Origin of the sequence: Corynebacterium sp. sy039 (assembly GCF_007904105.1) — a bacterium.
Classification (GTDB): Bacteria; Actinomycetota; Actinomycetes; order Mycobacteriales; family Mycobacteriaceae; genus Corynebacterium.
Genome location: NZ_CP042325.1, coordinates 947,687 through 971,559, shown reverse-complemented (window position 1 = coordinate 971,559; position 23,873 = coordinate 947,687). Strand labels below are relative to the sequence as shown.

Here is a 23,873-nt window from a genome sequence, read left to right as displayed (position 1 = left end):
TATAAAACAAGGCGAATTAATAAGAGGGTTTTCATTGAACACAACACGACTTACCATGACTCAGCTTCGCTATTTCACAAGAGTTGCTGAATTGGGATCAATGAGCGCAGCCGCAGACGATATGTACATTGCACAATCCGCTATATCAACAGCAATTTCCCAATTAGAAAGTACTGTTGGAGAGCAATTATTTCACCGTTTAAGATCAAAAGGAGTATCTCTCACCGACGAGGGATTACGTTTCTACCAAATGGTCACACAAGGACTACGACAAATTGATGAAGCTGTAGAAAACATTTCCTCTGAGGAACTATCTGGCCTTTTGACAGCAGGCTGCTTTACAACACTCGGACAATTTTGGATTCCGCCTGTCATCGAACAACTCAATTCCGTACATCAAGGTCTAACGGTTGAAATGCGTCAATACAATGCTGTCCAGTTGGAATCTGCATTACTTACACGAGAAATAGAAGCAGCAATCGCTTATAACTTTGACTATGGCCCCAATATAAAGTTCGAAGAAATTGGCACAGTCGATCTTTTCGCAGGGCTTTCCGAAGAACACCCGTTGGCAAAACGTACCAGCATAAAACTGGAAGAATTGATTTCAGATCCACTCATACTCCTCAATCTCGGAAAATCTGCAGACTATTTCTTGTCTGTATTTGATCGCGCAAACTTAATACCACAAATCGCCTACAAATTTGAGAGTTTCGAAGCCGTACGCTCCATGGCTGCCAGAGGTTATGGATACGCACTTCTCAATCAAGGTCCAACACATGGACTTACCAATGAAGGACTTCCACTTAACATGATCCCCATTGAGGGGTACTCCAGTGATCTACAAATTGGCATTATATCCCGGAACGATGAACCGCTTTCACGAAAGGGAAAAGCTTTTAGAGACTCATTCCATCATGTTTTCATGCAGGTAAATTCACATCACCTATAGTTTTCTAGATAATTTTATCCTTCTAAATCTATTTTGGAGATACCCTAATTCTTATTTTTCTGTTTTACACAACTGAAATGAACCAAAATAATGGTTAATCAATAGGTATTCGATATCTAATACTTTTCAGCGAACAGGAAACAAAGATGAATACAAAAGCCTACTGGGTCAATTTACAAAGCAATTTGCACTTCGACGGAAGACCATTTATCAACGGACAAAGGATCGAAACAGATTCCAAAAGAACAACAGAGAAAATAAATCCAGCAAACAATGAGTATATAGGCTCTTTAAGCCTCTCTGAAGCAAGCGATATCAATGCAGCAGTGGTTGCAGCTCGCCAAGCTTTCTCTCAAGGACAATGGCACACAAATGGAGTTACTTATCGAAAAGAATTACTAACTAACCTTGCAGCCTTAATTGATAAAAATGCTGAAGAACTCGCACTACTCGATAGTCTAGAAATGGGAAAGCCCATTCGAGAAGCGGTAACAATAGATATACCCGGAGCCGCAGCTCTTTTCCGTTTCTATGCAGAAGCTATAGAAAAAATGGAAGATTCTATCCCGGTTACACCGCCTAAAGCAACAGCTCAAGTCACAAGAGAAGCGCTTGGAGTCATAGGAGTAATTGTTCCATGGAATTATCCACTTGAAATTCTGACGTGGAAAATTGCCCCAGCATTAGCAGTAGGAAATACTGTTGTAGTAAAGCCGCCGTTAGAGGCATCCTATTCAGCTCTGCGTTTAGCTGAACTTGCCACTGAAGCAGGTTTCCCACCTGGTGTTATCAACGTAGTTCCCGGCACAGGAGAGGAAGCAGGTCAAGCCCTTTCCCGACACAATGACGTGGATATGATAGCTTTTACAGGGTCTACCGAAGTTGCTAAGCTGCTCCAAATTTATGCAGGAGAATCGAATCTAAAGCGCTTAGCATTAGAAGCGGGTGGCAAAAGCTCAAACATAATCTTTGCAGACTGTGAAGATCTACAACTTGCTGCGCAAAAAGCTGCATTCGGCGCTTTTTACAATCAAGGAGAGGTGTGCTCTGCTAATTCACGTATTTTTGTGGAAGAACCAATATATGAACACTTTGTGGAAAAATTTATTGAGGAAAGTAAGGCATACAAACCAGGCGATCCTCTAGACCCCTCCTGTGGAACAGGATCATTAGTATCCCAGTCACATACTCAAAAGGTATGGTCAGCAATAAAATCTGCTCAAAGCGATGGCACAATTCTTGCAGGAGGAAAGCGGCTACAAATCAATGGATCAGATTGCTATATTGAACCAACAATAATCGGTAATCTTCCAGGCGATCACTTCTTACACCAAACGGAGATTTTTGGTCCCGTAGCTATCGTGTCTTCGTTTAGAGAAGAACAAGATGCTATAGATGCTGCTAATGCCACTAAATACGGATTAGCAGCATCAGTTTGGACAAATAGCTTGTCCAAAGCAAATAGAGTATCGGCAGTACTTAACGCTGGGACAGTTTCTGTAAATACGGTTGATGCCTTGAGTTTTACTACTCCTTTTGGTGGTTTTAAGCAATCCGGTTTTGGTCGAGATCTGTCTGTTCATGCTTTTAATAACTACACAGATCTTAAAACAACATGGTTTCAATGGGGCTAAGGGAGAAAACAATGTATATCAAAGGATTAGAAACACGATCCATAGAATTTATTCCCGAATCTGAACGACGTGGTCATCCAGCTGAGCAATTTCCACTGTGGTTTTCCGTGAATATGATGGTTCTTACCACACTAACTGGAAGCATTGGGATCACCATTGGGCTCAATGTTTTTTGGACTTCTGTCGGAATAATCTTGGGAAATTTTATTGGAGCACTCTTTGTTGCAGGCCATGCAGTTCAAGGACCTCACTTAGGTATTCCACAAATGATCCAAAGTAGAGCACAATTTGGCTATTATGGTGCAGTACTCCCTCTAATTGCGACCCTCATTATGTATATTGGTTACGTAGCTAGTAACCAAGTAATAGCTGGTGAAGCCATAGCCGATGCAAGTGGTATAAATATCTTCTTTGGCATCATATTTTCTGGAATCATTGTTCTCATCATCACTTTTTATGGTTTCAATCTCATCCAAAAAACAGAAAAGATATTAGCAGTTCTTCTTGGTATCGGGTTTGTCGGTGTCACTATTATGGCGCTGAAGAAAGGGCTTCCAGAAAACGCTTTATCCATTACCGACTTTAATTTATCTGCATTTTTATCATTGATAGCGGCAACAGCCGCCTGGCAATTAACATTTGCACCTTATATTGCTGATTACACAAGATATTTACCGTCAAACACCAGTGGAAAAAAATTAACTTTTTACACTTACAGTGGACTCGTCGTCAGCACTACATGGTTGATGATCCTAGGAGCAATTCTTGCAACCGAATTCCGTTCCTATAGTAGTTCTCCAAGCAAAATTATTGCTGGTATGTTCCCTGAATCCTGGGCATCTGGAGTATATGTGTTCGTAGTTCTTGGGGTTATTGCAACAAATGTTCTCAACCTTTATGGGGCGTTCATGGCACTCACCACAATTATCGACACTTTTATAAAAATCAATAATTCGCTATCTCTGCGTTTATTTCTATTCCTTATAGTATTTATTTCTTCCATGGGAATAGCAACCCTGGCATCTGGGGAATTTATGATTTTCTTCGGAAATCTACTAATCGTGCTGGGATATCTACTGTTTCCTTGGACAAGTATAAACCTAGCTGACTACTTTTTCGTCCGCAAAGGAAAGTATTTTATCCCAGATATATACACGCCACATGGTATATATGGAGCTTTCAATACCAAAGCTATATCTGCCTATATCCTCACTTTACTTGTGGAACTTCCCTTTGCAAAAACAGATTTTTTCACGGGATTCATCTATGAGCGGATAGGAAACACTGACTATTCATGGATTATCGCACTTGTACTACCAGGTCTTTTGTACTGCGCCTTCATGACAGTAGGCAAAGACAAAAGATCTGACGCTCATAGTGAAACAAAAGGAGGTTCATGATGAGCTATTGAAACTGATAAAAATCTTTCATATCTTGCAACACTACTCGTCACATAACACACATGGAGGAATTATGAACGGTCTTAAAGATAACGTATATATTGTCACTGGTGCCGGATCAGGACTCGGATATGCAACTGCAATTCGCTTGGTTACTGAGGGAGCAAAAATTGCAGTGGTTGACTTGCAATTGGCCTCAGCCGAACGCACAGTTTCCGAATTAAACACACTCAAATCTGAATCTGCTCTTGCGGTCCAAGCTGATGTCACGGATGCAAAAGCAGTCCAAGCCAGTATTAAACACGTTGTAGAAGTCTTTGGAAAACTTGATGGAATTGTCAACTGTGCGGGCATAGCTTTAGGCGAAGGAGGTGTCGTCGAATGCTCTGAAAGTGCGTGGGACAAGATGATGGCAGTTAACGTAAAAAGTATTTTCCTAACTGGAAAATATGGTATCCCTTATATTCTTAAAAATGGTGGTGGATCCATCGTAAATATCGCTAGCGTTTTTGGTTTTGTGGTCAATAATGATGAATGTGCATATGCTGCTTCCAAAGGAGCTGTCATTAACCTTACTCGTCAGATGGCTCTTCAACATGCTTCCGATAAAATACGTGTCAATGCAATCTGTCCAGCAGATGCCGATACCCCTATGATTGACGGTCTTTTGGGCGCAACAGGAGCAGAGCTGGACGCAGGAAAAGCAGAATTGGCAAAACCAATTCCTATGGGACATTTAACAAAGCCAAGCGATGTCGCAGCTGCGATTGCATTTTTATTATCTTCAGACTCAGCATTCATCACTGGTGTTGCATTACCAGTCGATGGAGGATTCTTGATTAAATAACTTCGACAAGTAAAAGATCCAGTTCGTAAAGAGTCAACTGGATCTTTTTCTATATACCCCATCCCAAAATTCCAAGAAACCGCTCACGCCATCCATCCATGTGCCATGAGCTCATATAATGGTTCTGGATCATCTACGTGCTGCGCCGCCCACGCAGTCCCCAAAGTAAGTAAATATATATCTCGCCCAGTCACACCTGGGCGAATATATCCGTCCTCCCGAGCTTGTTGTATAAGATCATCTAGCACGGAAATGACATCATGGCATTGCATTCCTAATGGCGATGTCGTTTGTGATACTGCCGAGCGCATAGGTTCCGTCAATCCTTTATAGGTACCAAACCATTGCCCGAGCGCATGAACCTGCGCAAATAAACATTCGAGGGAGTTTGTACCTGCAGCATCTGCCACTAATATCGCGGCTTCTTCTTTTTCTGCCAGAACAGCAGCCACTAACGCTTCCCTATTGGGAAAATGGCGATACAATGTTCCCGCCCCAACCCCCGCACGCTTTGCGATGGTTTCCATGGGTACCTCTACGCCTTTTTCGTCGAAGGCTTGAGCAGCCACCTCAAGTATTCTTTGGCGATTTTTTTGGGCGTCAGCACGTGTTTTACGTGCTTTTTTCTTTTGTTCCGTATGTTCTTTTTGCTCCATACTTTCATCTTACACTTGAAAAGTGGAGAACCCTTCCGTATTATACATTTCATAAACGGAATACATCTCCACTTAACGAGAAAGGGGTCACGATGACACCACACCTTGATCCGATGGAACTACGAAAAACTTTCGGATTATACCCAACCGGCGTCGCCCTCACCGCAGGGCATCTCGACGGCACCCCCATAGGAATGCTCACTAATTCATTCACAACCATCTCCCTCGATCCACCTCTCATCAGTCTGAGCTTTGCACACACCTCAACTACATGGCCACAACTGCAACAACTGGATCATATCGGCATTAGTATTCTTAGTGCTCACAATCTTGAAACAGCCACACTGCTCAAACGACCCACTGCACAACGCTTTGATGGAGTTGAAGTAATCACCCACAACACTGGTGCAGTAGTATTGCCCGATGCAGCGGCTCAGATTTTCGTCGAAAAGCAACAAGAAATAGAAGCCGGCGACCACACACTCACGCTCTGGAAAGTCACCGACCATATACACAATGCACACCATAATCCACTTGTATTCCACAAAGGTCACATAAACACTCTATAAATCCAGAAAGGTACAATCATGTCCAATAACACTCAAAAGAAAATGATCATCGGCATGCAGCTAGGCAACGGCTACGGATCACAAGTCACTGCCTGGAACTTCGATGGGGTAGATCCACACAACTACAGCAACGTTGACTCGCACGTTCGCTATGCACAAAAGGCAGAACGCGGAAAGTTCCAGTTCATCTTCTTCCCAGACTCCCCTAATCAGACGATGGGATCCGATAAAGAAGCTCCTCAAATGACTATGGATCCACTCATCACTATGGCAGCCATAGCACGCGGAACATCAAAAATTGGTTTAGCCTCCACCGCGTCTACCCAATGGAATGAACCTTATAATCTTGCCCGCCAACTCAAAACTCTCGATGTCATCAGTGGTGGACGTATCGGCTGGAATGCTGTGACCGGCTCCGATCCTCGTGGAGCAGCAAACTTTGGACAGAATATGGAATCCAGCGCTCACCGCTACGGCAGACTCCACGAGTTTGTTCAGATTGTGCAAGCTCTCTGGGGATCATGGGAAAAAGATGCCTTGGTTCTTGATAAAGAAAAAGGTATCTTTGCACGACGCGACAAAATCCGCCCTATCAACATGGCTGGAGAGTTCCTTGCCTCAGCAGGACCATTGCCTATTCCACCTTCTCCGCAAGGACAGCCTGTTATTTTCCAGGCAGGTGGCTCACCTAATGGCCTCCAGGTCGCAGGGCGCTATGCCAATGCCGTTATCGGCGCAACCTTCAGTATTGAGGATTCTATCCGCCAGCGTAATGCAGTACGCAAAGCTGCTGAAGACGCAGGCCGTAATCCTGATGAGATTAAGTTCTTTGCTGGTGTAATGCCAACTATTGCTCCAACAAAACGCGAGGCGTTGGATCGCCGTGGTAAGTTTGTGGAACCCAATATTTTACAGCGCGTTAATTACTTAGGCGCCATGTTGGGGATTACTCTCACCAGAAAAGATCTTGATTCCCCTATTGATCCCGCTGTACTGAAAAACGCTCATGCACACCCTGGTGATCCTCGTTCTGCCAAGGCATTAGAGATTGCACGCCAGGGGTGGAGTGTACGGGATATTCTTTACCACGGAATCATTGATTTCCACCCATCACCAGTGGGAACTGCAGAAGAAGTGGCTGATCACCTTACCGAATGGTTTGAGGCAGGAGCCGTAGATGGTTTCTGGTATTCCCCTGATGCTTATGAAGACGGTATCGACGCCTTTGTGGATAACGTCGTACCTATTTTACAAGAGCGAGGACTATTCCACACTGACTACGAAGGCTCTACCCTGCGGGAACACCTCGGAGCACCAGAGCAGTATGGTTTGGATCCACGGATACAGTAGCAGGATACAGCAGCATTTGAGTTTACAAAGATCCCATTGAGGACTATGCAACGTGTATCTTGGTACTACAGCGCCACGATACACGATAGAAAATCTGACTAAAGTTCACGAATGATCTTTGCTGGGTTACCCACCACAACTACGCGAGGGGGAATATCGCGTGTCACTACAGAACCAGCCCCTACAATAGCCCCATCACCAATGCTTACTCCGGGGAGGATGATAGAGCCAGATCCGATCCACACATCTGATCCTATTGTCACCGGTTGAGGTTCCAGATTAGCCCGCTTATCAGGGTTCATTCCGTGATTCAGGGTTGCGATGATTGTCTTATGGCCAATCAAGGTGCGGTCACCAATGACAATTCCACCTTGGTCTTGGAAAGAGCAATCGGAGTTAATGAATACATCTTCACCTACCCGAATGTTCTTCCCAAAATCTGCGGTGAAAGGTGGGAAAAGGCGAAAAGTTTTTGGTGTTTCATGGCCGGTCAGCTCAGAGAAACATTCCTGGATGGCGGTCATATCTGAGCCAGCATTATTCAGGTGAACACACGTATCCCGGGCCTGTGCAGCATAGTTATTCATCAATTCCCATTCAGGGGAACCAGGCACCATTACTCCACCGGTGGCAAGAAATTCACGTAATTCTTTAAGAGTTATGCTCATGGACGCACCAAAACCTTAATTGCTTCACGGCTATCCATTAACCGATAGCCTTCTGCAATATCGTCAAGATTAATTTCTTTATCAAACACTAGGCCTGGGTTAATATCACCGGCGTAGATTTTTTCAATAAGTTTGGGAAGGTAACGACGCACTGGCGCGGGACCACCATGTAAGTGAATCAGTGAGAAAAATAGATCCATGCCTGGAATTTCTTGGTTATGTGATACTCCTACAAAACCAACAGAACCACCTGGTCGAGTGGAATGAATAGCTTGCATCATAGATTCTTGGGTTCCTACAGCTTCGATAGAACCATGCGCACCCAAACCACCAGTCATGTCACGTATTTTCTCTGCGGCTTCATCACCACGCTCTTCAATAACATCCGTTGCTCCTAGTGTCCGAGCCAATGCTTGTCTCTGCGGGTGACGAGAAGAAATAATGATGCGTTCGGCACCCATTTCTTTGGCTGAAAGTACGCCCATGAGTCCCACTGCTCCATCTCCTATAACAGCGATGCTTTTCCCCGGTGCCGCACCTGCAGCCTCAGCGGCAAACCATCCTGTCCCTAATACATCAGAAGCCGCAAGGAGACTCGGTAGCATTTCTTCAGTGGGTTTATCCGGTAGTGCAACGAGGGTTCCATCGGCAAAAGGGATACGAGCTTTTTCAGCTTGGACTCCAATACCTCCATGCACAAAAGAGCCGTTTACACAACGTGATGGGTACCCTGCTTGGCAGATGTCGCAGGTTCCGTCGGAGATAACAAAGGAACCCACAACATAATCACCAGGTTTTACGGTGGTAACGTCGGAACCAATTTCCTCTACTCGGCCTACATATTCATGCCCCATATGGAGATTTTCTGCATCTTCATGCCCACGATAAGGCCATAGATCTGAGCCACAAATACAGGCAACAACAATAGAAATCACTGCATCCTGAGGGTGTTCGATAACTGGATCTGGTAGTTCTTCCACGACGGGGTTTCCTGCGCCACGCATCATAACTCCACGCATATTTTCTCCTTACTTAACAGGTGAATACTGATGTGATGAATAGACATTTTCAAGGCTATTTCCCACCCAGATCTAAAACAAATAAGTATATTTCATATATCATTATGCGTATTTTGCATAGGATGGTGCAGAATAGATACCGTGACCACTCCGTTAAACTTAGAGCAGCTACAAACCTTCCTCACCGTCATTGATGAGGGAACCATGAGTGCCGCAGCTGATGTATTAGGCCTCAGCCAACCAGCAGTATCCAGGCAATTGTCCAACCTAGAAAAGCATATAGGTCAACAGTTACTCATCAGATCTAATAAAGAAATCACACTCACACCTGCAGGAGCATTATTACAAGAACGTGCCCGAACGCTCTTATCCATTGCTGAAGGAACTTTTGAAGAATTAAATCCTTCATCTGGCACCCTGGCAGGTGAAATACGTGTTGCCGCTGCAGAAAGTGCAACATTCCGATACCTGGTTACTGCAGCCCACCGGATAAGGGAAAAGAATCCCTCTGTCCGTTTTTCTATTCATTCTGGCGGTGGACGTGCTGTGGAAGATGGCCTTAATGATGGTTCTTTTTCTTTTGGACTTTTTATTGAGCCGTGGCCTTTAAGCCGTTATCACAGCATACAAATACCTGATGCCGATGAATGGGGTGTCCTTGTTGCTCACAATTCTCCCCTCAGGACACGCAGTAGCATTGGGCTTAATGAGCTTGGAGAATACCCGGTTCTTGTCCCTGAAAATGTTGTTACTCCGCAAGGGCTATCCCAGTGGTTAGGCATATCTGGCAATGTGAAAGTCTGTGGAACATATAATTTGTTGTTCAACGCTAGCCTTTTTGTTTCTTCAGGCAATGCGGTAGCTATTTGCATTGGCGGGTTGAATGACCACCGCCCGGATGTACATTTCATCCCTTTTAACCCACCGATTGTTTCACGCCTTCATCTGGCATGGCCACGACACAAGCTACTATCCCCTACGGAGCAAGCATTCGTGGAGACAGTGCAGAGCATCATAAAGGAGAGTTCGTAACTGTTCTCCACTAGTGCCACCTAAAGTGAAGATCCATCAGAAGAGAAGGGACTAGGCAACGTTTGGATGCGCACCACACATACCGTCCAAAAATGATACGGCACTACCTATATTCTTAACTTCTCAGGCACAACACCAATTCGCAGAATATAATTTGAACATTGCATCACAGCATTGTGTTCGATCCTGTAAGCGAGTCAAACAAGTGATAGCTGAAGATAAAAGTACAGTAAGTATGAGCAAAAATAACCTGTAGGTTCTAAAGGTGGTGACGTGGTAATGGCCTTGAAAAAGTCCGATCTGTATAGTTCGCTCTGGAAAAGTGCAGATGAACTTCGCGGAAGTATGGATGCCAGTCAATACAAGGACTATGTACTGACGATACTCTTCGTCAAGTATGTTTCCGATAAGGCTAAAAGCGACCCTTTTAGCCTTATAGATATACCCGAAGGTGCTTCTTTCGATCATTTAATCACCCTCAAAGGCAAAACCAATATTGGTGAAGAAATTAACAAAGCTATTCGTCTCCTAGCTGAAGCTAATGATCTCCAAGGAGTCATTAACATCGCTGATTTTGATGACCCAAACAAGCTGGGTGAAGGTAAGTCAATGCAGGACACCTTGAGTAATTTGATTGGTATCTTCGAAGATATCGATTTCTCTGGTTCGCGAGCAGAGGGGGATGATCTTCTTGGTGATGCTTACGAGTATCTTATGCGCCATTTCGCTACGGAATCTGGCAAGAGCAAGGGGCAGTTCTACACCCCAGCTGAAGTCTCTCGTGTTATGGCTAAACTTCTTGAGATTCCACGTAATGCTCCAAAATCTACAACAGTCTATGACCCGACCTGTGGTTCTGGTTCCTTGCTAATCAAAGTTGCTGACGAATCTCCGAATGGTCTGACTATTTATGGTCAAGAAAAAGATAACGCTACTTGGGCTCTTTCTCGCATGAATATGATCTTGCATAATAATGAAACACACACAATCAGGCAAGGTGACACTTTAGCAAACCCTAAGTTTCATGACGGTAATAAACTTCAGACTTTCGACTATTTCGTAGCCAATCCTCCATTCTCCGTTAAGACTTGGAAGAATGGTTTCGATTACCAATTCGGGCGCTTTGATGGTTTCGCTGAACCTCCAGAGAAGAATGGTGATTATGCTTTCCTTCTTCATATGTTGAAATCTCTCAAACCTAATGGTCGTGGTGCAGTAATTTTGCCACATGGTGTATTATTCCGCGGCAATGCTGAGGCGACTATCCGTCAAGAACTCATTAAGCGTGGTCTCATCAAGGCCATTATTGGTTTACCTGCCAACTTGTTCTACGGCACAGGTATCCCGGCTTCTATCATCGTGATCGATAAAAATGATGCTGCAAACCGTAAGGGGATCTTCATGATTGATGCCTCAAAGGGATTTATAAAGGACGGGGCTAAAAACCGTCTCCGTTCACGAGATATGCGTAAAATTACGGACACTTACTTGGGTCTTATTGAGGAGGAACGCTATTCTCGTATGGTTCCGATTTCAGAAATCGCTGATCCAAAAAATAATTACAATCTCAATATTCCTCGTTACATTGATAGTTCAGAACCTGAGGACATCCAAGATTTGGGAGGACATCTCAACGGTGGTATTCCTATTCGAGATATTGATGCGTTGGATGACTACTGGCAGGCTTTTCCAAATCTTCGACAAGAGCTCTTTAAGCCTCTCCGTGATGGTTATGTTGAACTAACTGTTAAAACAGAAGAAGTCGCTGAGACTATTGAAAGCTCTAACGACGTAAAGGTTTTCCAAGACATCAATTCGCGGCATATTGAAGAGTGGTGGGCTAGCCATAGGGAAACCTTGGAATCCATTGATTCACAGACCCCCCCCCGCATGAACTTATCCAAATCCTTGGTGACGATTTATTAGAAAAGTTTAAAAGACGCCCACTGATCAGTGAGTATAGTGCCTATGAACAATTGATGAGCTACTGGCATGAGACGATGCACGATGATGTTGCTCTGATTATGCACTCAGATTGGAAAGAAGCTGCTCAGCCTCGTGAGGCTCGCATCACCGGCTATGACAACAAGAAAAAGCCAAAATACGAAGACGCAGATATTAAGTTCGGCACTGGCACGAAGACTCAACGTTGGGTGACTGATTTAATCCCACCGCAGCTCATTATTGACCGCTATTTCCCTGCTGAACAAGAAGAGCTTGAACAGCTTACTCAGCACCAAGAGCAAGCAGTGCAGGAGCTCGCAGAATACTTGGACGAGAACTCTGCTGAGGAAGGACTTCTTTATGAAGCAGTTAACGACGATGGCAGCATTAAGAAAAAGGATATTACTGATCGCCTGAAGGCCGCTAAAGCAGAAAATGCTGATGCTGAAGAGATCGAAGCTCTTAATTATGCAAGCAAGTTATTCTCAGCAGAAGCTAAAGCAAAGAAGCAAGTGAAGGAAGCTACACTCGAACTAGATTTTGCTGTACTCAAAAAGTATCCGATCCTGACTCCTAATGAGGTACGACAGCTGGTCGTGATGGATAAATGGGGAGTTTCTATAGAAAAACGACTCAGACAAATTGAACTTGAGATTCAACAAAAACTCAACGAAAGATTAATAAAACTCGGTAACCGCTATGCCGTGACGGTAGAAGAGCTTGAAGCCGAACTAGAAGCTACCAAAGCAGTATTAGACAATTGGCTTGCGGAAATGGGGATATAATGCAGGAACTCCTGACCGATAAGAATCATGTGCCAACTGATACTACGGATTGGAATTTGACACGAATTGGCGATATTGCAGACTTCAGCAAAGGAACTGGACTACCTAAATCGATAATAGGAACCAGCAAAAAGAACAAATGTATACATTACGGTGAACTTTTCACTGACTACGGTGCAAGAATCAATAAAATTAAAAGCACTACAGAATGGACTGGAAAATCTTTTTCAAGCAACAATGACGTACTTATGCCAACATCAGATGTAACACCACATGGTCTAGCGAAGGCAAGTGCTTTAACGAAACCGGATATAATCCTCGGCAGCGATATACTAATCATGCGTTTATCACCAGACAAAGCATTCGCACCATTCATTGCTTATTTAATACGGCATAACGAACAGAAAGTTTTGAAATTGGTAAGGGGTTCAACCGTTTATCATATTTATGCTTCTGATTTAAATAATCTTGAAATCCTACTCCCACCTCTACCGATTCAGAAGAAAATAGTTGAGATTCTTGACGCTGCTGATGCGAAAATCCAGGCTCTCGAAAAACAACTTGAATCCACCAAAGCAATCAAGCAAGGCTTGATGCAGGAACTCCTGACCGGCAAGACTCGTTTACCGAGCTTTTCAGAAAAATGGAATATATCTACTTTTGGTAACGTCTTACAATTCATCCGAGGTTCCTCGGTTCCTCACCAAATAAAACATGGATCGATCCCACTTATTGCAGCAGGCATTAAACCTGCAGATTACATCGATACAGCAAACAGAAAAGGACCTGTGATTTCTATTAGCTCCTCAGGGGCGAATGCTGGTTATGTAGCTTGGCATGACTCCGATATTTGGGCATCTGATTGCACAACTGTGTCTCACGCAAAAGACATCACACTTAAATATGCTTTTTACTTACTTAAACTGAAACAGAATCAGATTTTTCTATCTCAAACTGGCGGTGCACAACCCCACGTCCATGCAAAAGACGTATCCCCCATTGAAATTCAATACCCTTCAGAAGTATCTGAGCAAACTAAGATTATTGAAATCCTAGACGCTGCTGATGCGAAAATCCAGGCTCTCGAAAAACAACTTGAATCCACCAAAGCAATCAAACAAGGCTTGATGCAGGAATTATTAAGTGGACGAACCAGGCTAACGACAGGAGACAAATCATGAACAAAGTAGGGCAAAAAGAAATTGTTACCCAAGGAAAAGTCATTAACCTTCTAACGCAAAACCTTGGCTATGAGTATCTCGGTGATTGGCGTGACCGTGATAATTCCAATATCCTCGAATCACTACTACAGCAAAACCTCGAGTCTCGTGGTTACGAGACCACTCTGATCCGTCGTGCTGTTCAGGAGTTCACGAAAAAAGCTTCACTCCCCGCTGGCGGATCTCTATACGAGGTCAATCGTAAAATCTATGAGCTTTTACGCTATGGAGTCAAAGTTCAGCATTCCGCATCTGAAACATTTGAAACCGTACAGCTCATTGACTGGGAAAGTCCACAGGCAAACCACTTTGCAGTTGCCGAAGAAGTAACAGTTAAAGGTCAGAACACAAAACGCCCAGACCTCGTTCTCTATGTCAACGGTATAGCTCTGGGGGTTATTGAACTCAAGCGCTCCAAAGTCAGTGTTAGTGAGGGGATCCGCCAAAATATAGGAAATCAAGGTTCACAGTTCATCCGTTCTTTCTTCACAACCGTCCAGCTTCTTTTTGCTGGTAATGACGTTGAAGGCTTACGCTACGGCGTCATAGAAGCATCAGAAAAATACTGGTTACAATGGAAAGAAACCAGTGAAGTACAGGAACCTCTCGACCGTGAAATCCTACAGATGCTGGAAAAAACCAGATTCCTAGAAATTATTCACGATTTCATTGTCTTTGACGCAGGTACAAAGAAAACATGCCGCTACCACCAATACTTCGCTATTAAAGAAGCACAACCTCGCATAGCTTCCCGTGAGGGGGGAATTATTTGGCATACTCAAGGATCCGGTAAAAGCCTCACAATGGTGTGGCTAGCCAAATGGATACGTGAAAATCAGGAGAATGCCCGTGTTTTAATTATCACTGACCGTACTGAACTTGATAATCAGATCGAATTAGTATTCGATGGTGTCAATGAATCTATTGAACGAGCATCTTCAGCTAAAAACCTGCTTGGACTACTAAACAAGAGCCAACCATGGTTAATCTGTTCACTCGTACACAAATTCCGTGGTGACAATGAGACATCCACTGATGACACTGAAAGCTTCCTCCAGCATCTGAAGAAATCGCGTTCTGAGGGCTTTTCACCAAAAGGCAATCTATTTGTATTCGTGGATGAAGCACACCGCACCCAGAGCGGCAAACTCCACGCAGCAATGAAAGAACTGCTACCCGAAGCTATGTTCATTGGCTTCACAGGTACACCCTTACTAAAAAAGGATAAAGCTAAGAGCATTGAAACCTTTGGCTCTTACATACACACCTACAAGTTCGATGAAGCCGTTACAGATGGAGTAGTACTAGATCTACGGTACGAAGCTAGGGATATTAGACAACGCCTAACTGGTCAACAACAAATCGACAAGTGGTTTGAAGCTCGAACCAAAGGCATGACTGATCTAACAAAGTCTCGCTTAAAACAACGTTGGGCAACAATCCGTGAAATTGAGTCCTCAGAACCTAGAGTACGTATGATCGCACAGGACATCATTATGGACATGGACAGTCAGCCACGTCTAAGCGATGGGCGAGGCAACGCTATACTCGTCTGCTCGAGCGTGTACCAGGCTTGCAAGTTCTACGAAATTTTTTCCAAAAGTCCTCTAACTGGAAAAATAGCGATCATCACAAGCTATGAGCCGACAGCTGCTTCAATCTCTAAAGAAGATTCCGGGTTAGGCCAAAACGAAGCAATGTTTAAGTACGAAGTTTACCGAAAAATGCTGTCAGATTACTTCGGTGTTTCTCAGGACGAAGCAGTAAAGCGGATCCCTGAGTTTGAAAAAGAAGTCAAAGAGACTTTTATCAATCACCCAGGACAAATGCGTCTACTCATTGTCGTCGACAAGCTTCTAACCGGCTTTGATGCTCCTAGCGCAACTTACCTATATATCGACAAGAAGATGCAAGACCACAGTCTATTTCAGGCTATTTGCCGCGTTAATCGTCTTGATGGAGGTGACAAAGATTACGGATACATCGTCGACTATCGTGATCTCTTCCAATCTATCAATGCGGCTGTCGATGATTATACTTCCGGAGCATTCGATGAGTACGAGAAAGAAGACATTGAAGGTCTGCTTAAGAATCGTGTTGAAGAAGAGCGAAGAGATCTCGAAGAAGCTCTTGAATACGTTCAGGCGCTATGTGAACCAGTCGCGCCTCCGCGTGGCACCTTACAATTCCAACAATACTTCTGTGCAAAGGACAGCGGCAATGCTCAACAACTTAAAGACAATGAATTGAAGCGAGTTGATCTCTATAAAGGGGTATCTAAGCTGGTGCGGGCTTTTGCTAATATTGCTAACAAAATGGCAGAAGCCGGTTATTCCACTACCGAAGCTCAACAAATCCGCAAAGAAGTCGAGTTCTACTCCGATGTATACGATGAGGTAAAACTCGGAGCAGGTGACAATGAAGATATCAAGCAATTCGAAGCTGGTATTCGTTCGCTTCTAGATACCTACGTCTCTGCAGAGCCTTCTAGACCCCTGGCATCTTTCGAACAAGGTTTAGTCAGCCTGATTGTTGATCGTGGTAAGGATGCCATCGAAATGTTGCCTGAAGGAACCAAAAAAGACAAGCGAGCTGTAGCAGAAACAATTGTAAACAATGTTCGTAAGACTATCGTCGATGAACAAGCCATGAACCCGAAGTACTATGAGAAAATGTCTTCGCTCCTTGACGAGCTCATCGAGAAACGCCACCAAGACAGCATAGGCTACGAAGAATATTTGGAAAAACTAATTGAACTAGCGCAACATGTTGGTAAGGGTTCAGGAGAAGACTCCGAGTATCCAAATTGGGCAAATACTCAAGCACGTCAGGCTTTTATTGATTTTGCTTGGCCAGAAGGAATTGTTCTAGACTTAGAAGATCTTTACACCGCTATTCAACAGAATAAAGAACATGACTGGCCTTCTAGCAAACCGAAAAGAAAAGCTCTAGCACGCACCATCCATCTCAATACATCTGGAAAACTAGAAACCTCAGTCATTGAGAATCTACTATCAGTTATCGAAAGACACAATGAGTTCCAGTAGAGGGTATATCTCGGTAAGCGGCCTAGAGATTGAGGTGTTATATAAGAGCATCAAGAATATGCACATCTCGGTCTATCCACCAATGGGGCGTGTGCGTGTAGCTGCACCTCACCGAATTGATGAGGATACGATCCGTCGGGCCATCACTCAGAGAGTGCCGTGGATTAAAAAAGAGCGTGAACGTTTCCAAAAAGCTACACGGCAAACTCGTCGTGAAATGATATCAGGTGAAAGCCACTATGTGTGGGGAAAACGTTATCTGCTAGACGTATCCAAGCACAGCGGTGTTCCCAAGATTGAGCTGTCCGGCAACACCTTATGGGTGTACTCCCCTAAAGATTCAAGCCCTGAAGATCGCTTCAAGATCCTTGACCGTTGGTACCGTCGTGAAATTAAGAAGGAATTACCAAGACTCATCTCCAAATGGGAGCCCAAAATCGGTGTAAAAGCTGACAAGATTCAAGTCCGACGTATGAAAACAAAATGGGGTACCTGCAATCCAGATTCAGCAAGCCTGTGGTTCAACCCTGAACTCGCCAAAAAGAATCCACGATGTCTGGAGTATATCGTGGTACACGAGCTAACACATCTCTTAGAACGGAAGCATAACGCACGTTTTATGGAGTTTATGGATAGATTCTTACCAGACTGGGAGTCACGCCAGGAAGAGCTGAACGAAGCACCACTTGCAGACGAAAATTGGTAAATATTAAAACCAACTTCACCACCAAGGATTCAGACAACCCAACAAAATCTGGAAACTGTACTTTCCACATCCACAAAATAATCGTCTTTTGTAAAGTATAGTTTCCATTTTTGTTGTGGTGAGCACTTTTGGAAACTACAGTTTACAGTCTTAAGGCGCTACGCCGCGGCTACCAAGTTTCCTCAGTACGCAACGGCTCTAAGGAAATTGATTTTCGCATCACCCAAGCAGAAACAGAAGCCTTCATACAGGTTGCTTATCAAACCAACAACGACGATACCCTCAACCGTGAACTTGCAGCCTTCAACGGCACACCCCCAGGAGTACCCTGCTTCCTCATCACAGCAGACCTTATCCCACCCCAAACAGGGACTATCACGCACGTAGATGCCCTCAGTTTCCTCGCAGGAGATCCCCTACCCATGCTGGGAAAGAATTAGGACGCTTTCTAGTGGGGAGCGTTTTGAGGTGCAGGAGCTTCTGGTATCGCAGGTGGTTCAGGTGCTGCTTCAGGCTTCGGCGCCGCAGCTACCTCTGGTGCCACTTCTGGCTCTGGCTTGGGTAGTTTTGCTTTGTTCTGACGAGATAAGAAATCCCATGCTACCTGTGGAGTATCTGGTGCCCACCACCAGTTATGCCCTTGTCCACGTATTTTCCAGTGAACAGCCTCGGCAGCACATCCTGCTCCTCGTGTTACTTCAACGTTGTTGGGCAGTTGGCTAACCTGTGGCGGTTCTGTGCATTTATTCCGCTGTTGAATGGACTGGTACAGCGTCGGCACTGATAGATATGGTGCGTCGTGTAGTAATCCACCTTCGTAATGGGTAAGGCGGTCGACGTCGCCATGCATAATTAGTGTTGGTACCATACCAGGTACACAGTTTTCATTGACTGGGTTGTAGAACGCGCCAGATATGCTCACGATTCCTGCCAGCATATCTGGTGCTTGGCATGCTAGGTTGGCAACAAAACCGCCGCCGTTAGACATTCCAAGTGCGTACACTCGATTGATATCTACGTTGAAATATCCCTGCAGCTCAGTGAGGATTTGACGGGTAAATGCCACATCTTCTCCTCGTTTGGTGACGGCGTATGGTGCGCCTTCCCATGAATTATCAATACCGCGTGGATAGACGACGATAGCCTCATCACCAGCAGCCATATTGAGCAAGCGGGAGTATTTGCGGAAATTCTGCGGGGTATCGCCACGACCACCATAAGCGAAGATCACTGGGGTTGGCTTAGATTGGTCGTATTTTTTAGCCACGGAAACTAACGCATTACGCGCAGCCCCAGATTTTTGTGTGAAATCAATCGATGCGACGGTGCCAGGACGTGCGTCTTTCATATTCGACGCTGGTACGAATCCTGCTGGTGGTGCCCATTCTGGGGCTTTTTCCTGTGCAGGAGCTGGTGCGGGTGCTGGTTGTTCTGGGGCAGGGTTAGGCGCAGGTACTGCTTGCTCTGGAACAGGGGTCGTTGCAGGGGCAGGTTTTGGTGACTCGGGTGCTGCTTCTGGTGCAGGTGCAGGTATAGGCGCTACGACATCTGGTTGCGGCAGCACTATTCCTTCCAAACCTCCTATCGATATGGGAGCAGGTGCAGAAGATGGTACCTCGGTTGCAACCGGGAAAGAAGGGGTACCTGGTGTGTTAGCTACTGACGCTGGGGGTGATGCTGGAGTATTTGGTACCGAAGCCGGAGCGGGGGCGGCATGAGGAGAAACCTGTGCAGGAATTTCTTGGGCATAAGCTGGCGCATTCGACAGTCCCGCACCAATCATCAGTGCAGAGAGACTGATAGTCACATTCTTAATTCTTTTCGCATCAATTACATTAAGCACATTGATAACATTAGCAACAAGAATCTCAGCACTTTAAGCTTTGACACGCCGAAATGCAGGGATATACCATTTTTTTGCAACAAATCTAGCGAATGGAAAACCTGACAACTCAAGCCAGACCAACATTCTTATTCTTGAGGAAAACCAGAGATAAGTTGGACAAAAAGAAAACCGCTCATTTCTGAGCGGTTTTGTACCCCGTACGGGATTCGAACCCGTGTTACCGGCGTGAGAGGCCGGCGTCCTAGGCCACTAGACGAACGGGGCTAGCATTCACCACGCTCCTATCAATCACGTGGTCTTGTGAAATTCTAAACAACCTCTTATTTTTATGCAAATATGCAGTTCAGTACCCATAAATAATTTTCACACAACACTCTTGCAAAAACACGACTCTACACCTAATATAAATATCGAAACATTGTTCGATATTTTTCTTGGGGTGGGGTTTATGAAGCAACACAAGCATGATCACATACAAAATGGCAGTAACCAAAAAACATATTTTTGTATAGACCTTAAATCTTTTTACGCTAGTGTCGAATGCGTTGATCGGGGTTTAGACCCATTACGCACCAATCTAGTCGTGGCAGATCCTGAGCGCACAGATCACAGCGTTTGCCTCGCCATCACCCCACCGATGAAAACAATTGGCATCAAAAACCGTTGTCGGCTTCGCGATATCCCATCACACGTACGCTACACAGTTGCCTTACCCCGTATGCGCCGATATATGGAAGTATCTACTCATATTTATTCTTTATATCTACGCTATTTTTCCCCCGAAGACATTTATCTCTATTCCATTGACGAGTGTTTTATCGATGCAACCAGCTATCTCAAACTATATAAAACGCAAGAGATAGATCTAGCTCAAAAAATCCTCAAGGAAGTCCTTGAACAAACCGGCATTAGCGCCACTATTGGCATTGGCACTAATTTATTCCTTGCAAAAGTAGCTCTCGACATCACCGCAAAGCATTCTCCTGACGGAGTCGGCATTCTCGATGAAAACATTTTTCGCCACACGTACTGGTTCCACACTCCTATCACTGACTTTTGGCAAATAGGTTTGGGCATTGCTCGTCGATTAGCGAGACTCGGTATCTACAATCTTGGTGGCATTGTTGCTGCTTCACCGCAGAAACTCTATAAAGAGTTTGGTCAAAATGCGGAATATCTTATCGATCATGCCTGGGGGCAAGAACCATGCACTATTGACGATATTCACTCTTATAAACCGAAAAGTCATTCTTCATCACATAGCCAGATTCTGCCCAGCAATTACACTTTCGACGAAGCCCGCACAGTTGTATACGAAATGGCGGATGCCAGTGTCCTAGAACTCATCGCAAAAGAAAAAGTGTGTTCTCATGTTTTCCTCTCTGTTCGCTACGCTCCAACCCCTGCCGAGGTACCGACGTATCGCCATACTGGAGGAACTAAAAAATTAGGATATTTCACTAATTCCGCACAGACTCTGATAGAGAAAGTCCTCGAACTCTACGACACTACCACTCACACCACTGCCCCTATTCGACGAATCAGCGTCGGCTTTGGCGAACTCGAACCAGATACCTCGTTCACACCTTCACTTTTTGATGACGAAGAACAACTAGCCAAAGAACATACTGTGCTGAAAACGATTAATAATATCAAAGACAAATATGGCAAAAACTCCCTCATCAAAGCAATCAGTCTCAACAAGAAAGCCACTGCCAGAGAAAGAAATAAGCAAATAGGTGGTCATCGTGCAGGATAATGACTTTTTACTCACCGCAATACATAAACGCATAGCCACGTATGGAGAACACCGCGCACGCGTTTCTGCCCAACGCGCACGACAATTCATGCCTTTTAATGCCCTCGCCGGATTTTATGAACAAGCAAAAAGCAAAGAAGCCTCCAGTGAGCATTTTATAGAACTCAGTGATGAGCAGGCACGGTATCTATCACAATTCATCACTACCCTTACCAAAGGTGATGAGATACTACTCACCTACTATGCACCCCAAACTCAAAGTAACCAAAATAAGTATGTCAGCATACGCGATACAATTGTTGAGGTAATTATTCCGCTGCAAATCATTCGACTAGCAGAACACACAATCCCATTTCATCTAATCAAAGAGATGCACCTCATCAATGGCACATAACCATAAACATCTTGTTGCTATTTCCCCCATTCCTCTAGATTCGGGAACTGGACACCACTACCAAACTACAAGGCCAACGAACCCATACACCAGACAAGCACAAAGCGCGATATGCATTACACTGCACACCGCGCTTATTCCACAAACAATACTTAACGCCTAGCGCACGTCGTGAGCTTTATTTGACCACAGTCCCGCCACAACAAACACAATAACCCATCCAGCGAGAACAAGAATTGAAAGACCTGGAGTTACATATCCCAATTCCCTGCCTTGTTCTACGGTATTGAACGTACCATTCCACATAGAGTCATACCATTGCCCCATATTGGTCAGCACAGTTCCAGCACTGAGCTTACGCATCCACTCAAGAATAGGAGAAAGTTTCTCAGACATAATGAGCATAGGTTCAATGACCAAAAACACCACCAGTAAAGAGCCAATTGTCGCTACACGATTGCGTAATGTTACGCCCAAACCAGTCGCAATAGTGGTATAGAAAGGAACACCAAGCACAGACACTAATATCGGCTGCCATGCAGAATCAAAAACAAATGGACCCGATAAATCTGTAATGAGCACCAAAAAAGAACCAAAAACAGCTACTGCATTAAGCACAAATACAAAAAGCCACTGAACAATAAACCGAGCCCACAACCAATTAGAACGATTATTTTGCGTTAAAAATGAATGCGCAGTCATCCTATGACTGATCTCAGCGCTGGCACCACCGCCTAAAATAACCGCAAGAATCTGAGCAATCCATGTACCCTGAGCTGCATCTGACCAGGTAACTATGCTGGCTGGAATGTCATTGATTTGGTGGAAAAATACATTAAGCACAGAAATTCCTATTTGGCATCCCAAAAAAAGAATTATCCACACCAAAGTGCTACGCATGGTAAACAACTTTGTAAACTCAGCCTTCATAGCACTGCCAAAAGAAGGGTTAGCTGGCACCATTCGCCCACGTGCCTGCTGCTGCACAGGCTTTGCAACATCAGAAGTAACTGTGTTAGCTGTATTAGACATTTTGTGTTGCTCCCATCTTATATTCTTGCTTTGCCGAAGTAGCGGCAAGGAATCGTTGCTCTAGGTTTTCAGTCTTAGTGATCAACTCAGTAATCAACAAACGATGTTCAACCGCAATCTGGGCAATAAGATAACGCAACTGCGCCTCGTCGAACTGCTGGCTGTCCTCAGCGCTGATCCGTATTTTTCCTGCAGAATCAATAGAACTCGTATAGCCATAACCCCGCAATATCTCTATCAACTTTTCAGCAGGAGACTCAGTAGTAACACTGACATACGTTCCGCCGGACAAAAACTCATCCATGCTGTACTCGCCTACCATCTCTCCGCGAGCAATCACAACCAGACGATCAGCAGTCATCTGCATCTCGGAAAGCAAGTGCGAACTTACCAATAACGAACGCCCCTCACTTGCCAGATGGCGAATGATATTGCGCATCCAGGTAACACCCTCAGGATCTAGACCATTAACCGGCTCATCCATGATTAAATGTTGTGGATTACCCAATAATGCAGCAGCTAAACTCAAACGCTGCTTCATTCCCAAAGAATAACCCCCAGCTGCACGTTTTGCTGCTGAACTCAAACCTACAATCTCTAGGCACTCGTCTACTCGCGTACGTGGTACCCCGGCAGAGTCAGCCAATACCTTTAAGTGTCCTTTACCAGAGCGTTTAGGATGAAACCACGCCGCATCAAGTACCGCACCAGCGACATTGGATTTGTGTTTCAGAGAGCTAAAAGAACCTGAATAAGGTTGCCCGTTCAGATATGCACCAGAAAAATTGACGCTTCCTGCACTTGGACGATCAAGCCCCAAGATGCAGCGCATTGTGGTGGATTTACCTGCTCCATTTGGTCCTAAAAAACCGGTGACCTGACCGTCGGGAATGCTAAAAGAAAGATTGTTGAGAACCTGCTGGCGCCCATAACGTTTAGAAAGGTTTTGCACAGTAATCATGCATATTATTGTTGCATGAAATAAGAATCTACGCATTAACAGTTTGATAACA

21 protein-coding genes and 1 tRNA gene are annotated in these 23,873 nt (G+C 44.6%); 15 read left to right on the top strand and 7 right to left on the bottom strand.

Annotation, left to right across the window (positions count from 1 at the left end; genetic code table 11):
* The first annotated feature begins 55 nt into the window (after positions 1–55).
* The 4 genes from FQV43_RS04405 to FQV43_RS04390 all read left to right on the top strand — a co-directional run bounded on the left by FQV43_RS04405 (position 56) and on the right by FQV43_RS04390 (position 4,833).
* Positions 56–952, top strand: a complete 897-nt coding sequence (locus FQV43_RS04405; protein ID WP_146339127.1) for a LysR family transcriptional regulator — start codon at positions 56–58, stop codon at positions 950–952.
* 146 nt (positions 953–1,098) lie between these two features.
* Entirely contained in the window at positions 1,099–2,586 is a 1,488-nt protein-coding gene (locus FQV43_RS04400) for an aldehyde dehydrogenase family protein (protein ID WP_146339124.1), read from the top strand.
* 11 nt (positions 2,587–2,597) lie between these two features.
* On the top strand, positions 2,598–3,986 hold the full coding sequence (locus FQV43_RS04395; RefSeq protein WP_168195045.1) for a cytosine permease: 1,389 nt from the start codon (positions 2,598–2,600) through the stop codon (positions 3,984–3,986).
* Between the two features lie 73 nt (positions 3,987–4,059).
* The gene (locus FQV43_RS04390) at positions 4,060–4,833 is read left to right on the top strand and encodes an SDR family NAD(P)-dependent oxidoreductase (protein WP_144274809.1); all 774 of its coding nucleotides are present in this window, start codon (positions 4,060–4,062) and stop codon (positions 4,831–4,833) included.
* An 83-nt stretch (positions 4,834–4,916) separates the two neighbouring features.
* On the opposite strand, the gene FQV43_RS04385 is transcribed toward FQV43_RS04390, so the two are convergent.
* A complete protein-coding gene (locus tag FQV43_RS04385; RefSeq protein WP_146339120.1) occupies positions 4,917–5,489 on the bottom strand; it encodes a TetR/AcrR family transcriptional regulator in 573 nt (190 codons plus the stop codon).
* A 92-nt stretch (positions 5,490–5,581) separates the two neighbouring features.
* Here FQV43_RS04385 and FQV43_RS10120 point away from each other — a divergent pair, with 92 nt between their 5' ends.
* Both FQV43_RS10120 and FQV43_RS04375 read left to right on the top strand, forming a co-directional pair.
* Positions 5,582–6,058 (top strand): flavin reductase family protein, encoded by a 477-nt coding sequence (locus FQV43_RS10120; RefSeq protein WP_168195044.1) that lies wholly within the window; start codon positions 5,582–5,584, stop codon positions 6,056–6,058.
* Positions 6,059–6,076: 18 nt separating this feature from the next.
* Positions 6,077–7,408 (top strand): NtaA/DmoA family FMN-dependent monooxygenase, encoded by a 1,332-nt coding sequence (locus FQV43_RS04375; RefSeq protein ID WP_144274802.1) that lies wholly within the window; start codon positions 6,077–6,079, stop codon positions 7,406–7,408.
* 98 nt (positions 7,409–7,506) lie between these two features.
* Here the strand turns inward: FQV43_RS04375 and FQV43_RS04370 are convergent, their stop codons facing one another.
* Positions 7,507–8,076 carry a sugar O-acetyltransferase gene (locus tag FQV43_RS04370; protein WP_146339115.1) on the bottom strand — a complete coding sequence of 190 codons (570 nt, stop codon included), beginning with the start codon at positions 8,074–8,076 and terminating at the stop codon, positions 7,507–7,509.
* Positions 8,073–9,095 (bottom strand): zinc-binding dehydrogenase, encoded by a 1,023-nt coding sequence (locus FQV43_RS04365; RefSeq protein ID WP_146339113.1) that lies wholly within the window; start codon positions 9,093–9,095, stop codon positions 8,073–8,075. The genes FQV43_RS04370 and FQV43_RS04365 overlap by 4 nt, the downstream gene beginning before the upstream one ends.
* Before the next feature lie 141 nt (positions 9,096–9,236).
* Here FQV43_RS04365 and FQV43_RS04360 point away from each other — a divergent pair, with 141 nt between their 5' ends.
* From FQV43_RS04360 to FQV43_RS04335, 7 genes are all read left to right on the top strand, one after another.
* The gene (locus tag FQV43_RS04360; protein WP_146339111.1) at positions 9,237–10,127 is read left to right on the top strand and encodes a LysR family transcriptional regulator; all 891 of its coding nucleotides are present in this window, start codon (positions 9,237–9,239) and stop codon (positions 10,125–10,127) included.
* Between the two features lie 279 nt (positions 10,128–10,406).
* On the top strand, positions 10,407–12,053 hold the full coding sequence (locus FQV43_RS04355) for a type I restriction-modification system subunit M (RefSeq protein ID WP_246846968.1): 1,647 nt from the start codon (positions 10,407–10,409) through the stop codon (positions 12,051–12,053).
* 53 nt (positions 12,054–12,106) lie between these two features.
* The gene (locus tag FQV43_RS10195; protein ID WP_246846967.1) at positions 12,107–12,856 is read left to right on the top strand and encodes a hypothetical protein; all 750 of its coding nucleotides are present in this window, start codon (positions 12,107–12,109) and stop codon (positions 12,854–12,856) included.
* The gene (locus tag FQV43_RS04350) at positions 12,856–14,037 is read left to right on the top strand and encodes a restriction endonuclease subunit S (RefSeq protein WP_146339109.1); all 1,182 of its coding nucleotides are present in this window, start codon (positions 12,856–12,858) and stop codon (positions 14,035–14,037) included. Before FQV43_RS10195 ends, FQV43_RS04350 begins: the two co-directional genes overlap by 1 nt.
* Positions 14,034–17,123, top strand: a complete 3,090-nt coding sequence (locus tag FQV43_RS04345) for a type I restriction endonuclease subunit R (protein ID WP_146339107.1) — start codon at positions 14,034–14,036, stop codon at positions 17,121–17,123. The genes FQV43_RS04350 and FQV43_RS04345 overlap by 4 nt, the downstream gene beginning before the upstream one ends.
* Before the next feature lie 58 nt (positions 17,124–17,181).
* Positions 17,182–17,829, top strand: a complete 648-nt coding sequence (locus tag FQV43_RS04340; RefSeq protein WP_349236856.1) for a SprT family zinc-dependent metalloprotease — start codon at positions 17,182–17,184, stop codon at positions 17,827–17,829.
* 128 nt (positions 17,830–17,957) lie between these two features.
* Positions 17,958–18,269 carry an ATP-binding protein gene (locus FQV43_RS04335; RefSeq protein ID WP_146339105.1) on the top strand — a complete coding sequence of 104 codons (312 nt, stop codon included), beginning with the start codon at positions 17,958–17,960 and terminating at the stop codon, positions 18,267–18,269.
* Between the two features lie 8 nt (positions 18,270–18,277).
* Here the strand turns inward: FQV43_RS04335 and FQV43_RS04330 are convergent, their stop codons facing one another.
* Both FQV43_RS04330 and FQV43_RS04325 read right to left on the bottom strand, forming a co-directional pair.
* The gene (locus FQV43_RS04330; protein ID WP_305764147.1) at positions 18,278–19,636 is read right to left on the bottom strand and encodes a PHB depolymerase family esterase; all 1,359 of its coding nucleotides are present in this window, start codon (positions 19,634–19,636) and stop codon (positions 18,278–18,280) included.
* Between the two features lie 230 nt (positions 19,637–19,866).
* Positions 19,867–19,939 (bottom strand) — tRNA-Glu (locus tag FQV43_RS04325).
* Between the two features lie 184 nt (positions 19,940–20,123).
* Between FQV43_RS04325 and FQV43_RS04320 the strand changes: the two genes are divergently transcribed.
* Both FQV43_RS04320 and FQV43_RS04315 read left to right on the top strand, forming a co-directional pair.
* On the top strand, positions 20,124–21,434 hold the full coding sequence (locus tag FQV43_RS04320) for a DNA repair protein (RefSeq protein ID WP_146339103.1): 1,311 nt from the start codon (positions 20,124–20,126) through the stop codon (positions 21,432–21,434).
* Positions 21,424–21,828: a hypothetical protein gene (locus FQV43_RS04315; RefSeq protein ID WP_146339101.1), complete on the top strand. Its 405-nt coding sequence runs from the start codon at positions 21,424–21,426 to the stop codon at positions 21,826–21,828. The genes FQV43_RS04320 and FQV43_RS04315 overlap by 11 nt, the downstream gene beginning before the upstream one ends.
* A 159-nt stretch (positions 21,829–21,987) precedes the next feature.
* Here the strand turns inward: FQV43_RS04315 and FQV43_RS04310 are convergent, their stop codons facing one another.
* Positions 21,988–22,860, bottom strand: coding sequence for a hypothetical protein (locus FQV43_RS04310; protein WP_144274781.1), 873 nt, complete (start codon positions 22,858–22,860; stop codon positions 21,988–21,990).
* The gene (locus tag FQV43_RS04305) at positions 22,853–23,821 is read right to left on the bottom strand and encodes an ATP-binding cassette domain-containing protein (protein WP_144274779.1); all 969 of its coding nucleotides are present in this window, start codon (positions 23,819–23,821) and stop codon (positions 22,853–22,855) included. The genes FQV43_RS04310 and FQV43_RS04305 overlap by 8 nt, the downstream gene beginning before the upstream one ends.
* Positions 23,822–23,873 lie beyond the last annotated feature (52 nt).

Excerpts from the sequence above, each read along its gene's own strand:
- FQV43_RS04405 (WP_146339127.1), top strand. The coding sequence starts at position 56 with ATGACTCAGCTTCGCTATTTCACAAGAGTTGCTGAATTGGGATCAATG.
- FQV43_RS04400 (WP_146339124.1), top strand. The coding sequence starts at position 1,099 with ATGAATACAAAAGCCTACTGGGTCAATTTACAAAGCAATTTGCACTTC.
- FQV43_RS04395 (WP_168195045.1), top strand. The coding sequence starts at position 2,598 with ATGTATATCAAAGGATTAGAAACACGATCCATAGAATTTATTCCCGAA.
- FQV43_RS04390 (WP_144274809.1), top strand. The coding sequence starts at position 4,060 with ATGAACGGTCTTAAAGATAACGTATATATTGTCACTGGTGCCGGATCA.
- FQV43_RS04385 (WP_146339120.1), bottom strand. The coding sequence starts at position 5,489 with ATGGAGCAAAAAGAACATACGGAACAAAAGAAAAAAGCACGTAAAACA.
- FQV43_RS10120 (WP_168195044.1), top strand. The coding sequence starts at position 5,582 with ATGACACCACACCTTGATCCGATGGAACTACGAAAAACTTTCGGATTA.
- FQV43_RS04375 (WP_144274802.1), top strand. The coding sequence starts at position 6,077 with ATGTCCAATAACACTCAAAAGAAAATGATCATCGGCATGCAGCTAGGC.
- FQV43_RS04370 (WP_146339115.1), bottom strand. The coding sequence starts at position 8,076 with ATGAGCATAACTCTTAAAGAATTACGTGAATTTCTTGCCACCGGTGGA.
- FQV43_RS04365 (WP_146339113.1), bottom strand. The coding sequence starts at position 9,095 with ATGCGTGGAGTTATGATGCGTGGCGCAGGAAACCCCGTCGTGGAAGAA.
- FQV43_RS04355 (WP_246846968.1), top strand. The coding sequence starts at position 10,407 with ATGGCCTTGAAAAAGTCCGATCTGTATAGTTCGCTCTGGAAAAGTGCA.
- FQV43_RS10195 (WP_246846967.1), top strand. The coding sequence starts at position 12,107 with ATGAGCTACTGGCATGAGACGATGCACGATGATGTTGCTCTGATTATG.
- FQV43_RS04350 (WP_146339109.1), top strand. The coding sequence starts at position 12,856 with ATGCAGGAACTCCTGACCGATAAGAATCATGTGCCAACTGATACTACG.
- FQV43_RS04345 (WP_146339107.1), top strand. The coding sequence starts at position 14,034 with ATGAACAAAGTAGGGCAAAAAGAAATTGTTACCCAAGGAAAAGTCATT.
- FQV43_RS04340 (WP_349236856.1), top strand. The coding sequence starts at position 17,182 with ATGCACATCTCGGTCTATCCACCAATGGGGCGTGTGCGTGTAGCTGCA.
- FQV43_RS04320 (WP_146339103.1), top strand. The coding sequence starts at position 20,124 with ATGAAGCAACACAAGCATGATCACATACAAAATGGCAGTAACCAAAAA.
- FQV43_RS04310 (WP_144274781.1), bottom strand. The coding sequence starts at position 22,860 with ATGTCTAATACAGCTAACACAGTTACTTCTGATGTTGCAAAGCCTGTG.
- FQV43_RS04305 (WP_144274779.1), bottom strand. The coding sequence starts at position 23,821 with ATGATTACTGTGCAAAACCTTTCTAAACGTTATGGGCGCCAGCAGGTT.